The following is a 14,287-nucleotide window of genomic DNA, read 5'->3' on the forward strand; positions in this document are numbered from 1 at the left end:
GATGGCAACTCTCTAGAGCGTAGCGGCTTTTAGCGCCAGGTCAGGCCGGCCATAAGCATCAGTGGCCGGAATAGGCCGGCACTTCATCTGCCATGACCGGGTGGTCCTGCGCCCAGACAATGGCGGGTACGTCCGCATTCTTTTTTGAGGCGCGCACGCACTTTTCCAGCGCCGGGCCATCAATATTGACGAAAGGGGCGGTGACCAGCTTTCGACGGGACAGGCTCTTGCTCAGTCGGTAGCGCAGGGACAGGGCCAGCAGGGTATCAGTGGCCTCGTTTACACCGTCCTCACCGGCAATACGGCGCTGCATGGCGCGTGCCTGGGCATAGCGTGTGGCGAGGTCTGCTTCATCACGACCGTAGAGTTCACGCAGCATCTTGCCGATCTGAAGCGCCGTGGACACGGCCGGCTGGGTGACCTTCGTCTCCATTTTGGCGCAGTCGATGGCGCGCAGAGGCGCTTTGGCATCCTGCGTCGATACCATCAGGTTGCCATTATTAATGTCCAGATGGCAGATCCGGGCGTCATGCATGGCCTTGAGCAGGGCTTCCATGCGATACAAAAGCGAACGGCGCCCGTGCTCGTCGGCCACCTGGAAGGCCTCCCCAAGGTTGATCCAGCCGTCGAGCCAGGGCTGAATCAAAAGCTGACGCGTTGGCAGGCCGGCCCGCAAACGCTCACCCAGACACAGGATGTCGTGACCCTGGTGAGTCCGGTCATTGAGCGTCAGCGTATTGTCGACTTCGGCACTGCCGTGGTCGTAGCCGAAAAGCCGGTTCTGGACGCCAAAAAAGGCGCCAAAATACTTTCGCGACGGCCTCAGGGAAATTTCCTTGGCAAAGAAGTCCCCCCGGTCGGAATGGATGCGAAAGATGCTGCGTCCCTTGCGCTCGCGCAGGGTGGTCACGGTCTTCGTGTCTGCCGCGCGCAGATGCCGGTCCATGCGCTCGGCAGCGTCACAGGCGGCATTGTCATTGGCCAGCCACCACTGCCAGTCGGAACCGGGAAAGCGGATGGGGCCATGAAAGTGGCGTTGAAGGACGTCGGGACGTCCCAGGCGGCGCTGGCGCTCGGAAATAGTCATGATGAAGTACCGGTACAGATCCTAGGCAGGCGATGGGATCAAGCACTGTGTCACGGCATTGAGATCACGATTTCGTTAACAGGCTAAACCTTTACTGCAATATAAGAACGCTGTTCGCTTATGTCCAGAACCATTTAACATGATCTTAACAATTCAATGATAGTGCCATGATCGGCACGGCAATGAAGGGGAGGCGCGTAAAAAAGACAGCCCTGCCACCTTGGACAGGGCCGGGCATGCAGGGAAGAAGCGTCAGCGCTGAAGGGCGTTTTGCAGGGCACTCAGGCGACCAGGCACCAGAGCATCTTCGACGGCCGAAATGCGCAAAATGTCGCCCAGCGCCGGGTGCGGCGGGCGGTGAATAATGACGCCGTCTGCCAGCAGTGCCTGCTGTGCTTCAAGGGCGCTTTCGGCATTGCACATGCGGATGGCCACGAAGTTGGTGGCCGAGGGCAACACCTCGGCGCCCCATGCCTGAAGCTGCGCGGCCAGTTGCTCGCGTCGTTCAATCACGCTTCGGACGTGGCGCTCAACCTCCTCAATGTGGGTCAGCACCAGGGCTGCGGCCGCCTGCGCCACCGAGGAGACGGCGTAATGGATGCGCACCTTGTACATCACTTCCAGCAGCTCGGGGGCAGCGATGGCGTAACCGATGCGAAGACCGGCCAGCCCGTGAGCCTTGGAGAAGGTGCGAAGGCGCACGACACCCGTTAAAGGCGTGTTGTCGCCCTGATCGGGGCGAAATTCGTGATAGGCCTCATCCAGCAGGAGATGGCAGGTCGGCGGCAGATTGTCGACGAGACAGGCGATATCAGTGGCGTTCAGACAGTGACCGCCGGGGTTGTCCGGGTTGGCCAGATAGACAAGCCTTGCGTGATGCAGCCAGGCGGCCTGAACCAGGGCGTCAACATCGGGCGCCAGTCGACCGGGGGCCTGCTGATAGGCCACCTCGACCAGACGACAGCCGTGGCCCTCGGCAAAGTAGCGAAAGGTGGGGTAGGTGCCGGCACTGGTGATCACGGTCGAGCCGGTATCGCACAGGGCGCGCAGGGCCAGGGCGATCAGGCTGTCAGCGCCGGCATCCACCAGCAGGGTGTCACGTGAGGTGCCCAAATGTTGGGCCAGTTGCTGGCGCAGTTCAAAGGCCTGGGCATCACCGTAGGCGCGTGCCAGCTCTGCCACCGGTGCGCCCAGCGCCTCGGTCAGCGCGCGATGCGGCATGTCCAGACCTTCGTTGGAGCCCAGCTGATGAGGCAGCGCATGCCCCAGACGTCGCTCCAGTGCCTGACGTCCCGGGAAGGGATTGGTCGGCCCTTCGCGATCAAGATGAGATGCACGCACGAAAACACACTCCACGTCATGAATGTAGGAAATCAGGCCGGTGAAAGACGATCAGGGCGTCGGCGTCATGGCAGCTTCCGACAGGGGCAGGCCCAGCGCATCAAGGGCACCGTCGATCTCCTTTTGCCACCAGATATCATCACTATCGCCGCGCCTGAGCGTCAACGTCAGTGTATAGGGATAGAGCTTTCGATCCGACAGAGTGATGGCTCCCAGCGGTGCCTGCAGGCGTGAGGAAAGTCGCCATTGATTGGCAGGTGCATCGGACTGCGCCGGAGCCTCGCTCACGGACAGTACCTGCGGCGCCTGCCGGGCGCTGAGCAGTCGACGCGTCAGGGCGTCATTGAAGCGGGCATCCGCCCGGGCCCCAAAGTCGGCATCGGCCCTGACCGGTGTGACAAGAAGGACGCGACTGTCCGTGCCATCCGGCCAGGGCGGGGCCTTTAGTACGTCGACCGCCGCCGTCTGGCCCAGATTTTCAAGGGGCGTACGATGACGGGCAGCATCGCTGTCCATTCCGGCGCAGCCTGCCATCAGCAGGGTCAAAAGCGCCACGGAAATCCATCGCATCATGACGGCGGTCCGGGCATATCGGCAGTGGCAGTGCATGGGCCTTCGGTCTGTGTGATCAGAAAATGGTGCAGATCCCTGAAAAGGGCCTGGCGAATATCCGGTGATTCGTTGACCAGATGATGTCGGGCGTCTGGATGATAAACGATTCGGGCCGCCGGCAGCAGCCGACGCAGCACCTTGAGGTTCCACTGCCAGTCCACGGTGCCATCCTGTTGCCCCTGCAATATCAGCACCGGCAGCGTACAGGGGGGCAGCCCTCGGACATGGACCATCCAGTCGCGCATGGCCGCGACCCAGACCAGCGGCAGGGTGTCGGCCTGCAGTGGATCTCTTTGATGCAAAAACGCCGTAAAGTCGAGATTGGTCGTATTGGGACGGTAATGGCGCGGAATGCTGCGGATAAAGGGCGTGGCCAGGCGGTGCATCACACGCGAACGCTGCCATTTGCAGGGGCGCACCAGCGGCGCCAGCAGCGCCAGCGCCTGCCAGGGATGACGGTCAGGGCGTTCCAGTGCATCGGTGGCCAGGATGGCGGCACCGGTGCTCTGACCGATGCCGATCAGCGGCATGTGCAAAAGGCCCTTGTCACCCAGCTGAGCCAGCAGCGTCCGCAGACACCGGGTGTAGGTGGCGAAGTCATCAATGGCGGCACGCTCGCCGCTGGAAAGGCCGTGTCCCGGTAGATCCCAGAGCACGACACGAAATCCGCTGTCCAGCAAGAGTTGCAGCAGATGGCCATAAAGGCCCAGATGATCGAAATAGCCGTGTACGACCATGATCGTGCCGCGTAGTGCGATGCGCGGCGTCCAGACCTGGGTCCAGAGACGAAACTCTCCGACCTGCACATGTCCTGACTCGATGTCACTGACCGTTGTGATCAGCGTGTCCAGTCCGTAATGGCGAAAATACTGGTCCATCACACCGATGGGCGGCAGGGACAGAGGGGCCAGCGGGCCGGCCTCCAGTAGCTCGGAAAAATCGGGTAAGGACATTGTCATGAACGCTCGTGTTCACGCCACGCCGGTCGCGCAGCCCATGATGATTATGAGGGCTCGGGGCGTCGGCGCAAGGCAGTGACGGCCAGCATGACCCAGCCGGCCATCATTGCAAGGCCTCCCAACGGCGTGATTGGCCCCAGCAGGGCAGGGCCGCCCAGTGCCAGCAGATACAGCGAGCCGCTAAACAGCACAACACCTGTCCCCCAGAGCATCAGCACGAGACGCTGCCCCTTGAGGGCCACGACCTCACGCCAGATCAGGATCATCATGAAGGCCAGCGTATGCCATGCCTGGTAGCGTACACCGGTGTGCCAGGCGTTGAGCGCGCGGGCGTCCAGCTGGTCGGCCAGACCATGGGCGCCCCAGGCGCCCAGCACCACGACGCCCAGTCCCGACAGGGCCGCAACCAGCCAGAGAAGGCGCGATGGCATCCGGTATACTCCTATAGAATCGGGCATTCGCCCTTGAATGCGTGTATGGTCGCACGCACGCGCCCGAGCCACCAGGTGCCGTGGGCGGGCCGGTGGCTTCGACCAACAATACACCACAAGCGTAATGCCTTCTTGAGAGCAGGGCATGGCGGGGGATAACCCATGGAATTCATCAATACCATCGAAAACGGCATTCTTGCCATTACCGACCCCATCAGCAGTTTTATCTGGACTTATATTCTGGTCTATCTGCTTTTGGGCGCCGGTGTGGCCTTTACGCTGCTGACGAAGTTCATGCAGTTTCGTCTGATGGGTCACATGGCGCGTGTGACCTTTGGCGGTCGCGGTTCGGGTGATGGCATCAGTGCCTTTCAGGCCTTTGCGACCTCGCTGGCGTCCAGGGTGGGAACGGGTAACCTCGCCGGTGTGGCCATCGCCCTCTGGGTCGGGGGGCCGGGCGCCATCTTCTGGATGTGGATGACGGCACTGGTCGGGCTGGCCACCGCCTTTATCGAATCCACGCTCGCCCAGGTCTACAAGGTCAAGCATGAGGACGGTGCCTTCCGAGGTGGACCGGCCTATTACATGGAACGTGGTCTGGGGCAGCGCTGGATGGGCTGCCTGTTTGCGGTCTTTTTGATCATTGCCTACGGCCTGGCCTTCAATGGTGCCCAGTCCAATACCATCGCCCAGGCCATCGATAGTGCCTTTGCTGTCCCGACCTGGATTACCGGGATCGTACTGGTGGCCATGACGGCCCTGATCATCTATGGCGGCATCAAGTCGGTGGCACGCACTGCCGAGAAGATTGTACCGGTCATGGCCGTGGCCTATCTGCTGGTCGCGCTCTACATCCTGATCGTCAACATCGGTGAGGTGCCGTCAATGCTGGCGCTGATCGTCAAGAGCGCCTTTGGTTTCGGACCTGCAGTCGGTGGCGCGGCGGGCTATGCCATCAAGACGGCAATGGAAAACGGCATCAAGCGCGGACTGTTCTCCAACGAGGCCGGCATGGGCTCGGCGCCCAACGCTGCCGCCACGGCAACGGTCAAGCATCCGGCGGCCCAGGGGCTGGTCCAGTCCTTTGGCGTGGTATGCGATACCCTGATCATTTGCACCTGCACCGCCGTGGTGATTCTGCTTTCCGGGGTCTATGACACTCTGCTGGCCAGCTCGCCGGGCGTCGATATCCAGGGCATTCAGCTCACTCAGGATGCCATGAGCGATCATCTGGGCGTGTTTGGCACCTGGTTCATTGCGCTGGCCATTTTGCTGTTCGCCTTTACCTCGATCGTTGGTAATTACGCCTACGGCGAGATCAACATGGGGTATCTGTTCGGTCGGCGCAGCAAGGGTGCCATTCAGGCACTGCGTATCGCTGTGCTGGTCATGGTCATGCTGGGTGCCGTGGCGGAGCTTGATTTCGTCTGGGCCTTTGCCGACTTTGCGATGGGGTTGATGGCGACCACCAACCTGATTGCCATTCTGCTGTTGGCGCCCGTGGCCCTGCGTGTACTGAAGGACTATGAGCGTCAGCGTCGTGATGGTGTGCGGGAGCCGGTCTTCGATCCCACTGTCCTCAAGAATCCCGAGCAGCTTTCCAGCGGTGTATGGACGTCTTCCAGCGAAACCGTGACGCGGTAGGAGCCCTCCGGACTCCAGCGTTATAATGCACATCCCGAGACCAGTGCAGGATGTGACATGCAGCTATACATCAACGGAGAAACGCGCCGGGTCGATCAGGTCAGCAATGTGGCTGACCTGATCGCCATGCTTTCGCTGACCGGTCGGCGTATTGCCGTGGAAGTCAACGAATCCATTGTGCCGCGCACCCGCCATGCGACAACGACCCTCAATGAGGGCGATCGCGTCGAGATTGTTCATGCCATTGGCGGCGGCTGATACCCCGGTGCCAGTGGCGATCGCATCAGAACCCCGCCAGTCGGGTCCGAGGAGAACATCATGAGCATTGATTCCCGGTGGGATACCCCCCTGCACATTGCCGGGCGAACCTTTACCTCGCGCTTGCTGGTCGGTACCGGCAAGTATCGTGACCTTGAAGAAACGGGCGCGGCCGTTGCGGCCAGCGGCGCTGAAATCGTGACGGTGGCCGTGCGCCGCTCCAACATCGGGCAGAATCCGGATGAGCCCAACCTGCTCGACGTCATCTCTCCCGAACGCTATACCATCCTGCCCAACACGGCCGGCTGCTATAACGCGCGTGACGCAGTACGCACCTGTCAGCTCGCCCGCGAGCTGCTTGATGGGCACAACCTCGTCAAGCTGGAGGTGCTGGGCAACGACCATACGCTCTATCCCAATGTGATGGAGACCCTCAGCGCGGCGCGTACGCTCGTCGAGGATGGCTTTGATGTCATGGTGTATACCAGTGATGATCCGATCGTGGCCGCCGAGCTTGAGTCGATCGGCTGCTGTGCGGTCATGCCGCTGGGCTCGCTGATCGGTTCCGGCCACGGCCTGCTCAATCCGCACGCCCTGTCACTGATCATCGACAACGCCCGTGTACCGGTGCTGGTCGATGCCGGTATTGGCACGCCGTCCGATGCGGCCATGGCCATGGAACTTGGCTGCGACGGGGTGCTGGTCAACTCGGCCATCGCCCACGCCCGTCAGCCGATCCTGATGGCCAGTGCCATGAAAAAGGCCGTTGAAGCCGGGCGTGAAGCCCGCCTGGCCGAACGCATGGGCAGAAAGACCTATGCCGCCAGCCCTTCATCGCCCACGGAAGGCCTGATCACCGGCTGATCCGGGGCATGACCCGTTCCACCGTTTTTGACGATATTTGTGATGACAGAAGACACAGCGCCGGCTCCCGAGTCCGGCGAAGACACGCCGCATCGCGGCATCAAGAGTTATGTGGTTCGCAGCGGGCGCATGACCCTGGCCCAGCGTCGCGGTCTGGAAAAGGTCTTTCCGCGCCTGGGACTGACCCTCGCCCACGGGCGGCTGGATCTGGAAGCGCTGTTCGGGCGCCGGGCACCGTGTGTGGTCGAGATCGGCTTTGGCATGGGGAGCTCGCTGCTTGAGCAGGCCATGGCCAACCCGGACACCGACTTTATCGGCATCGAGGTTCATCCACCGGGGGTGGGCAAGCTGCTTGATGATGTCGACAAGGCAGGATTGTCCAACGTTCGGGTGTATCGCGAGGACGCGCTCAAGGTGCTTGATGACTGCCTGCCGGCCGAATCGGTCAACACGCTGCAGCTCTTCTTTCCCGATCCCTGGCCCAAAAAGCGCCATCACAAGCGTCGAATCCTGCAGCCGGCCTTCATTGAGCGGGTGCGTCGCGTGCTCGAGCCGCAAGGCCGCTTCCACATGGCGACCGACTGGCAGCCCTACGCTGAATACATGGTCGAGACCATGAACGAGGCGCCCGGGTTCGTGACGCTGGCACCTGAAGGAGATTACGTTCCGCGCCCGGACTTTCGTCCCCTGACCAAGTTTGAAACCCGCGGTGAGCGGCTGGGTCATGGCGTGTGGGATCTGATCTATCAGCGCAGTGACTGATCCAGCCAGCATCACGTGCGGTGTTCAGGAGTTGGATCTCGGAAGGTCTTCATGACCGACGTAAAAAAGCCGCCCAATTGGGCGGCTCAAGGACCGTGACTAGCTTGATGAGGAGATGAACCACTCGATACCTGACATATCGGGTTGTTCATGCGGTGACTGGCGATCACCACATCTCAAAGATAACCATTCTCATTTGGCTGGTCAAGACAAATGAGAATATTTTTTAAATGAATGCCTGCTGTTATTGGCGCCCGGCTTCATGACTGCTGCCGGGCGTTGTCCAACGCCTGCTCGATCACCGGACGCTCCATGTCGATACCCGATTCTCCTGCTCGAATCCCCTCGCTTTGCTGGCTTAACACGCTGGTGGTGGTCACATTGATGACGGTTACCGTGGCCATCGCCTATCTGGGTTATTACTACGTCGGGGCCGGCAATCGATCGCAGGTGACCTGGTTTGCGCCCGAACTTGACTGTCAACCGCTGGAGGAGCGCTGTTTTACGGCGCTGGGGCGATTCGGTGACATGCAGACGCAGTGGCACTATCAGAAAGGGCAGCTGAGCGTGGAGATGGTGCTCACCGGGCTGAAGGCGGAAGAGGTGAGGATGCAGCTTGAAGAAACCGGCAGTCGCTGGCGTCAGACAGCCATGACCCTGGATGCCGTATCGGCGGGTCACTACCGCGGTACGTTCGATATTCCGCTGTGTGGAACCGACACCCACCGTGCAAGAGGAAGTCTTGTGGTGACTACCCCCAGGGGGCTTTTGGGCAGCTGGTACGATCTGTCACTACCGTGTCACTGATGCACAATGTCACGCGATCTGAAACATGAATTTTCCTATTAATTATCCACACGGCGTTGGGAATTTTTGCTTGACAGAAAGCAAAGCCACTCAAAGTGGATAATTTCACTCCGTTGACTCATGTTTTTCTAAATAATGATGAGAAACAAAGTGTTATGAGTTTTATGTCATTTTTCTTTGCAGGAAGTGCCATAAGACGGATAGGGAAGTGCGACATTTATGCACAGGTGCTGGGGTAGTCATTATAGAGAACCTCACAGCCTTATCCACAGGGTGTTCGAGCAGGGTTTATCCACTGCCTGTAACAGGTTGTCAGGCATTAAAAAACCACCGGGCGATCAGGCCCGGTGGTTTCAGAAGTGCCCCGTATTGCCGGCCTGGCTGGCCTATTGGGCTCCGGCGCCTTCTGCCTGATCAGCACTGGCATCGTCTGCCTGATCGGCACTGGCGTTATCGCTGTCTGCGCTGGTGGCATCATCGCCCACGCCAAGCAGCTCTACCTTGAAGATCAGAGTCTGGTTCGGACCGATCGGGCCGGTGCCCGCTTCGCCATAGGCCAGATCGGACGGCACGTAGATTTCCCACTTGTCGCCCGGGTGCATCATCTTCAGCGCTTCCTGCCAGCCGGGAATGACCTGATCGACCTGGAAGGTCACCGGCTCGCCACGCTCATAGGAGCTGTCAAAGACGTTGCCATCAATGGTGCGGCCTTCGTAGTTGACGCGAACCTGGTCTTCATCGCCGGGCTGTGTGGCGCTGTCGTCACCTTCTTCCATGACGCGATACTGAAGGCCGGAGTCAGTGGTCTTGACGCCTTCCTTGCCAGCGTTTTCTTCCAGGAACTGCTTGCCGGTCTGGGCGTTTTTATCAGCCTCCTGCTTCATCTGCTTTTGCTGGTCGGCCACCATCTGCTGCTGATACTGCTGCAGGGCATCGCCAATCTGCTGATCGCTGAGACGGATATCGCTGCCGTCGTAGACGTCCTTGATGCCACTGGTAAAGTTATCAACATCCAGATCCTTCATGTCTTCATGAAGATTGCGCGCAAGCGTCACGCCAACGGCATAGGCCAGCCGTGCCTGATCGGACTTGAAGTCATCCTTTTTCTGGGCGCTATCGTCGCCGCCCTTTTGCTGGGCCTGTTCCTGCGTTGCCTGCTTGTCGGCGTTCTTGTCCTTGCCGTCGTCAGCATCGGAACAGCCGGTCAGTATGATCAGCGTGCTTAGAGTGACCGCGCTCAACAGTTTATTCATGAAATCTCCTTGTACACATGGTTATCAAGGGATGTTGGACAACATCCAATGAAAAAAATCACGCCAATCCCTGAAGGAATGTTGGTTGTCTTTCCACAAACGATCTTTAACGAACTATCAGCACGATGTGGGCGCCATATTCTCACTTTCAAGCCGTAGATGGGAAATCAGCTGGTGATGACGAGCGTTGAGCTCGCCAGTCAGCGGCCTTAAAAGGGCTTCAAATGACAGGTGTGCAGGGCGGGGCAGGGCGGCTGAAACGGCCAGTGCCTCAAGCTGGCGCAGCATCTCACGCTCGCTCTGAAGTTCGGCCTTTTTAATGTGTGTGCGCATCTGTTCAAGTTCCGGCCGGCCTGCGGCCTGCGCCTTGAGGTCGCGTCTGAGCTGGCGCAGCGGCTGCGTGTAGTGCTGTTGCCACTGGCGTACGGGCGCCAGCACCGAGGCAGGGGCTGCCACCGGTGCCCGGCCATGTACCAGCAGCCACAGACCCCAGAGCAGTTCGCAGACATCAAGGCCCGCCTCATTCTGAAGCTCGAGCAGGGCGTCGCTGACCCCGGGGCGCGCATAAAGCGCCAGCGCCCAGGGCCAAAGCGCCGGGAGATTTCGGTTAGAATGGGAACCCATTGACTTGTTCATTCGACCACTTATCGGCAACCGGCCGGACAGGATACTGCATGATCGCATTTCGCCAGCTCGAGCTCCAACGCGGCGGGGTCCCGCTGATCGAGTCCGCAGACTTCATGCTCTCGATGGGGCACCACGCCGGTATCGTGGGCGCCAACGGCACGGGCAAATCGAGCCTTTTCCAGTTGATTCTGGGGCAACTGACGCCTGAACGCGGCGAGATAGCGCTCAATGGCGGGGTGCGCATTGCCCACATGAGTCAGGAGATCGTGACGCTTTCCCGCAGCCTGACCGACTTCGTGCTCGATGGCGATCATGCCCTGCGCGAAACACAGGCGGCGCTGGAAGCCGCCCGCGAGGCCGGCGAGCACCACCGTGAGGCCGAATTGCACGGCGCCATCGAGTCGCTTGATGGCTATACGGCCAAAGCCCGAGCCGAGCAGCTGCTGGTTGGCCTTGGCTTTGCCCAGCGCGATCTTGAGCGGCCGCTGTCGGATTTCTCGGGGGGCTGGCGCATGCGCGCCAATCTGGCACAGACGCTGTTCAAGCCGTCCGATCTGATGCTGCTCGATGAGCCGACCAACCACCTGGATCTGGACGCGCTGCTGTGGCTTGAGCAGTGGCTGGTGCGCTATCCCGGCACGCTGCTTTTGATCTCGCACGACCGGGACTTTCTTGATGCCGTGTGCGATCACATCGTGCACTTTGATCAGCGCCACGTGCAGCTCTATCGCGGTAACTTCACGACCTTTGAGCGCACCCGCGCCGAGCGACTGGCCCAGCGTGAGGCCGAGCGCGAGAAACAGCAGGCCCGTCGCGCCGAGATAGAGGACTTCGTGCGCCGCTTTCGCGCCAAGGCGACCAAGGCCAAGCAGGCCCAGAGCCGGCTCAAGATGCTTGAGCGCATGGAAGACATTGCGCCGCTGCGGGCCGAATCGCCGTTTCGTTTCCGACTGCCCTGTTCCGACAAGGTTTCTCACCCGCTGCTGTCGATCGATCACGCTGCCATCGGCTATGGCGAGGCGCCGATCGTTGAAAATGTGCGCCTGTCACTGGCTCCCGGCAGTCGTATTGGCCTTTTAGGCCCCAATGGGGCGGGTAAATCAACGCTGATCAAGGCGCTGACCGGAGAGCTGGCCCTGCTTAAGGGCGAGCGTACCGAGGGGGAGCATCTCGCCGTCGGCTACTTTGCCCAGCATCAGCTGGATGCGCTGGATCTCAATGCCAGTGCCTTCACGCATGTTCAGCGCCTGTCACCGCAGGCTTCCGAGCAGGTCATCCGTGATTTTCTGGGTGGTTTTGGTTTCCGTGGGGATGATGCCTTTGAGGTGATCACTCGTTTCTCGGGCGGAGAGAAGGCGCGTCTGGCGCTGGCCCTGATTGCCTGGCAAAAGCCCAACCTGCTGCTGCTCGATGAGCCGACCAACCACCTGGATCTGGACATGCGTGATGCGCTGACGGAGGCGTTGGCTGCCTTTGACGGTGCGGTCCTGATCGTCTCGCACGATCGCCACCTGCTGCGCGCCAGCGTCGATGAGTTCTGGTGCGTGGCCGATGGTCGGGTTGCGGCCTTTGACGGCACGCTGGACGACTACCGACTGTGGCTTAAAAACCGCCTCACTGACGCTGCGCGTGCGTCGACGGATGAGGTCGAAGAGGGTGCAGCCCCCAAAGAGGATCGCCGGGCCACGCGCCGCGCGGCGGCTGAACTTCGCGAACAGCTCAAGCCCTTGAAGAAACAGCGTGACGCCGCCGAGAAGTCGATGGAAAAGGCCCAGAAAGCGCTCGAAGCGGTCGAGGCAAAGCTATCGGACCCGGTGATTTACGAGGCCGATCAGAAGGCCCGGCTGACAGAACTTCTACGCGAGCAGGGCGAGTGGAAGACACAGCTGGAAAGCGATGAACAGGCCTGGATGGAGGCCGAAGAGGCGCTCGAGGAGATGCAGGCGCAACTCACTGCCTCCTGAGGTGTCGGTTGGCAACGGCGGTCATCGGTCTACACTGAACGGGTATTGATTGTAATCGGCAGATTTCAGGGAGGAGAGATGCCCTACGACCATCGTGATGACATTCCCGATAGCGCCCGCAAGGTGCTGCCGCCGCATGCCCGGACCATCTACAAGGAAGCCTTCAACAGTGCCTGGGAGGAGTACAACAGTCCCTCCGATCGCCGCGGAAATTCGTCCCGTGAAGAGACGGCTCACGCCGTGGCCTGGAAGGCCGTCGCGTCGAAGTATCACAAGGGCGATGAGGGCAAGTGGCATCCGAAGCACTGATCCGGGCCGCTGAAAATGTCGCCTTGCAGATTCTGAATGGGCCGCCACTCTTGTGGCGGCCCGTTTTGCGTTCGGCTATCCGGTTTTGATTATTCGGTGTAAATCATTTTGCGGGTCATGCCGCCATCGACGGGGAAGTGCTGGCCGGTGATGAAGCCGGCCTCCGGACCTGCCAGAAAGGCCACGAGGGCTGCGATGTCATCGGGATGGCCTACACGCCCGACCGGATGCTGCCGACGGTCGGTGTCACTGTGGGACGGGGCCTCACGATTGGCGGCCTTTTGATGCTCGCCGGTTTCGATCCAGCCGGGGCAGATGGCATTGACGCGAATGTCCGGACCAAGGCTTGTTGCCATCGCATGAGTGAGCGCGAGAAGGCCGCCCTTGCTGGCCGCATAGCCTTCACTTTCAGGTTCGGACTGCAGTGCTCGGGTCGAGGCCATGTGAATGATGCCGCCCTGATGTTCACGCAGCAGGGGAATCGCGGCACGCGAGCAGAGAAAGGCGCCGGTGAGATGATTGTCCAGCCAGTGATGCCAGCGCTCGAGCGACAGCGACTCCAGCGGTCCGCAATACGGGTTGGCCGGGCCTGCGTTATTGACCAGCAGGTCCAGCCGGCCCTGCCATTGTGTGATGCGCTCGAAGGCCTCATTCACCGCGGTTTCATCGCTGACGCTGGCGGTAATGGCCAGCAGTGTCTCAGCGTCGTGTCGCTCGCGCATTTCCTGAACGGCTTCCTCATCGATATCGATGATGGCGACACACCAGTTGTGAGCGATGAGATAGTCGGTAATGCCGCGACCAATCCCCTGTGCGCCGCCGGTGATCAACGCCACACGAGTCCCATGAGAAGAAGTGGTGTGCATGAGGCCTGCCTTTGCGAGAGTTCGAAGGGGTCGGCTTTCCAGCAATCAGCTTTCCAGCATGAAGGTGACAGGCCCATCATTGATCAGCGAGACCTGCATGTCAGCGCCAAAGCGTCCGGTCTCGACGGTGTCATGGGCCTTTCGCGCGCATTCGACCAGGTGGTCAAACAGTCGCTTGCCGTCTTCGGGCGTGGCGCCGTTGGAAAACCCCGGGCGCAGTCCCTTGCGGGTATCGGCCACCAGCGTGAACTGAGACACCAGCAGCAGGCCCCCTTCGACCGTTGAAAGCCCCAGATTCATGCGGCCCTGATCATCGCTGAAAATGCGATAGTTGAGCATCTTGTGCAAAAGCTTCTCGGCGCGATCCGGGGTGTCATCGCGCTCGACACCGATCAGGGCCAGCAGCCCCTGATCAATGGCGCCAATGCGTTCGCCTTCCACCTGAACGCTTGCCTGGCTTACCCGCTGGATCAGGGCTCGCATGGTTTCTCCATCGTCAAGAT

Annotated in this window: 16 protein-coding genes; 7 read left to right on the top strand and 9 right to left on the bottom strand. The window is 60.5% G+C overall.

Features of this window, described 5'->3' with window-relative positions; translation table 11 throughout:
- Positions 1-58: 58 nt before the first annotated feature.
- The 5 genes from KSP9073_RS03495 to KSP9073_RS03515 all read right to left on the bottom strand — a co-directional run bounded on the left by KSP9073_RS03495 (position 59) and on the right by KSP9073_RS03515 (position 4,430).
- Positions 59-1,087, bottom strand: coding sequence for a lipopolysaccharide kinase InaA family protein (locus KSP9073_RS03495; protein ID WP_108841533.1), 1,029 nt, complete (start codon positions 1,085-1,087; stop codon positions 59-61).
- Between the two features lie 252 nt (positions 1,088-1,339).
- The gene (locus tag KSP9073_RS03500) at positions 1,340-2,428 is read right to left on the bottom strand and encodes an aminotransferase class I/II-fold pyridoxal phosphate-dependent enzyme (protein ID WP_108841534.1); all 1,089 of its coding nucleotides are present in this window, start codon (positions 2,426-2,428) and stop codon (positions 1,340-1,342) included.
- Between the two features lie 51 nt (positions 2,429-2,479).
- Positions 2,480-3,001 (bottom strand): hypothetical protein, encoded by a 522-nt coding sequence (locus tag KSP9073_RS03505; RefSeq protein WP_108841535.1) that lies wholly within the window; start codon positions 2,999-3,001, stop codon positions 2,480-2,482.
- Complete coding sequence (locus KSP9073_RS03510) at positions 2,998-3,999, bottom strand: alpha/beta hydrolase (RefSeq protein ID WP_108841536.1); 1,002 nt, start codon at positions 3,997-3,999, stop codon at positions 2,998-3,000. Before KSP9073_RS03510 ends, KSP9073_RS03505 begins: the two co-directional genes overlap by 4 nt.
- A 44-nt stretch (positions 4,000-4,043) precedes the next feature.
- Positions 4,044-4,430 (bottom strand): DUF423 domain-containing protein, encoded by a 387-nt coding sequence (locus KSP9073_RS03515; protein WP_108841537.1) that lies wholly within the window; start codon positions 4,428-4,430, stop codon positions 4,044-4,046.
- Positions 4,431-4,592: 162 nt separating this feature from the next.
- Between KSP9073_RS03515 and KSP9073_RS03520 the strand changes: the two genes are divergently transcribed.
- From KSP9073_RS03520 to KSP9073_RS03540, 5 genes are all read left to right on the top strand, one after another.
- Positions 4,593-6,074 (top strand): alanine/glycine:cation symporter family protein, encoded by a 1,482-nt coding sequence (locus KSP9073_RS03520; RefSeq protein WP_108841538.1) that lies wholly within the window; start codon positions 4,593-4,595, stop codon positions 6,072-6,074.
- A gap of 57 nt (positions 6,075-6,131) precedes the next feature.
- Entirely contained in the window at positions 6,132-6,332 is a 201-nt protein-coding gene (thiS, locus tag KSP9073_RS03525) for a sulfur carrier protein ThiS (protein ID WP_108841539.1), read from the top strand.
- Between the two features lie 60 nt (positions 6,333-6,392).
- Positions 6,393-7,196, top strand: coding sequence for a thiazole synthase (locus KSP9073_RS03530; protein ID WP_108841540.1), 804 nt, complete (start codon positions 6,393-6,395; stop codon positions 7,194-7,196).
- A gap of 42 nt (positions 7,197-7,238) precedes the next feature.
- A complete protein-coding gene (gene trmB, locus KSP9073_RS03535) occupies positions 7,239-7,958 on the top strand; it encodes a tRNA (guanosine(46)-N7)-methyltransferase TrmB (RefSeq protein WP_108841541.1) in 720 nt (239 codons plus the stop codon).
- A 312-nt stretch (positions 7,959-8,270) separates the two neighbouring features.
- A complete protein-coding gene (locus KSP9073_RS03540; RefSeq protein ID WP_133240978.1) occupies positions 8,271-8,765 on the top strand; it encodes a hypothetical protein in 495 nt (164 codons plus the stop codon).
- Positions 8,766-9,151: 386 nt separating this feature from the next.
- Here KSP9073_RS03540 and bamJ read toward each other — a convergent pair whose 3' ends face one another.
- Positions 9,152-10,018: a BamJ family beta-barrel-assembly machinery protein gene (bamJ, locus tag KSP9073_RS03545; RefSeq protein ID WP_108841543.1), complete on the bottom strand. Its 867-nt coding sequence runs from the start codon at positions 10,016-10,018 to the stop codon at positions 9,152-9,154.
- 117 nt (positions 10,019-10,135) lie between these two features.
- Positions 10,136-10,642 (bottom strand): TIGR02444 family protein, encoded by a 507-nt coding sequence (locus KSP9073_RS03550; protein ID WP_165814137.1) that lies wholly within the window; start codon positions 10,640-10,642, stop codon positions 10,136-10,138.
- Positions 10,643-10,692: 50 nt separating this feature from the next.
- Between KSP9073_RS03550 and KSP9073_RS03555 the strand changes: the two genes are divergently transcribed.
- Positions 10,693-12,609: an ABC-F family ATP-binding cassette domain-containing protein gene (locus KSP9073_RS03555; RefSeq protein WP_108842025.1), complete on the top strand. Its 1,917-nt coding sequence runs from the start codon at positions 10,693-10,695 to the stop codon at positions 12,607-12,609.
- Between the two features lie 78 nt (positions 12,610-12,687).
- Positions 12,688-12,918, top strand: coding sequence for a ChaB family protein (locus KSP9073_RS03560; protein WP_108841545.1), 231 nt, complete (start codon positions 12,688-12,690; stop codon positions 12,916-12,918).
- Positions 12,919-13,007: 89 nt separating this feature from the next.
- Here KSP9073_RS03560 and KSP9073_RS03565 read toward each other — a convergent pair whose 3' ends face one another.
- Entirely contained in the window at positions 13,008-13,784 is a 777-nt protein-coding gene (locus tag KSP9073_RS03565) for an SDR family oxidoreductase (RefSeq protein WP_108841546.1), read from the bottom strand.
- A gap of 45 nt (positions 13,785-13,829) precedes the next feature.
- Positions 13,830-14,267: a D-aminoacyl-tRNA deacylase gene (dtd, locus tag KSP9073_RS03570; protein WP_108841547.1), complete on the bottom strand. Its 438-nt coding sequence runs from the start codon at positions 14,265-14,267 to the stop codon at positions 13,830-13,832.
- Between the last annotated feature and the right edge of the window lie 20 nt (positions 14,268-14,287).

It is taken from the genome of Kushneria phyllosphaerae (assembly GCF_900312995.1).
Lineage (GTDB): Bacteria > Pseudomonadota > Gammaproteobacteria > Pseudomonadales > Halomonadaceae > Kushneria > Kushneria phyllosphaerae.

Coding starts and splice junctions, on each gene's coding strand:
- KSP9073_RS03495 (WP_108841533.1), bottom strand. CDS start 1,087: ATGACTATTTCCGAGCGCCAGCGCCGCCTGGGACGTCCCGACGTCCTT.
- KSP9073_RS03505 (WP_108841535.1), bottom strand. CDS start 3,001: ATGATGCGATGGATTTCCGTGGCGCTTTTGACCCTGCTGATGGCAGGC.
- KSP9073_RS03510 (WP_108841536.1), bottom strand. CDS start 3,999: ATGACAATGTCCTTACCCGATTTTTCCGAGCTACTGGAGGCCGGCCCG.
- KSP9073_RS03515 (WP_108841537.1), bottom strand. CDS start 4,430: ATGCCATCGCGCCTTCTCTGGCTGGTTGCGGCCCTGTCGGGACTGGGC.
- KSP9073_RS03520 (WP_108841538.1), top strand. CDS start 4,593: ATGGAATTCATCAATACCATCGAAAACGGCATTCTTGCCATTACCGAC.
- thiS (WP_108841539.1), top strand. CDS start 6,132: ATGCAGCTATACATCAACGGAGAAACGCGCCGGGTCGATCAGGTCAGC.
- KSP9073_RS03530 (WP_108841540.1), top strand. CDS start 6,393: ATGAGCATTGATTCCCGGTGGGATACCCCCCTGCACATTGCCGGGCGA.
- trmB (WP_108841541.1), top strand. CDS start 7,239: ATGACAGAAGACACAGCGCCGGCTCCCGAGTCCGGCGAAGACACGCCG.
- KSP9073_RS03540 (WP_133240978.1), top strand. CDS start 8,271: ATGTCGATACCCGATTCTCCTGCTCGAATCCCCTCGCTTTGCTGGCTT.
- bamJ (WP_108841543.1), bottom strand. CDS start 10,018: ATGAATAAACTGTTGAGCGCGGTCACTCTAAGCACGCTGATCATACTG.
- KSP9073_RS03550 (WP_165814137.1), bottom strand. CDS start 10,642: ATGGGTTCCCATTCTAACCGAAATCTCCCGGCGCTTTGGCCCTGGGCG.
- KSP9073_RS03555 (WP_108842025.1), top strand. CDS start 10,693: ATGATCGCATTTCGCCAGCTCGAGCTCCAACGCGGCGGGGTCCCGCTG.
- KSP9073_RS03560 (WP_108841545.1), top strand. CDS start 12,688: ATGCCCTACGACCATCGTGATGACATTCCCGATAGCGCCCGCAAGGTG.
- KSP9073_RS03565 (WP_108841546.1), bottom strand. CDS start 13,784: ATGCACACCACTTCTTCTCATGGGACTCGTGTGGCGTTGATCACCGGC.
- dtd (WP_108841547.1), bottom strand. CDS start 14,267: ATGCGAGCCCTGATCCAGCGGGTAAGCCAGGCAAGCGTTCAGGTGGAA.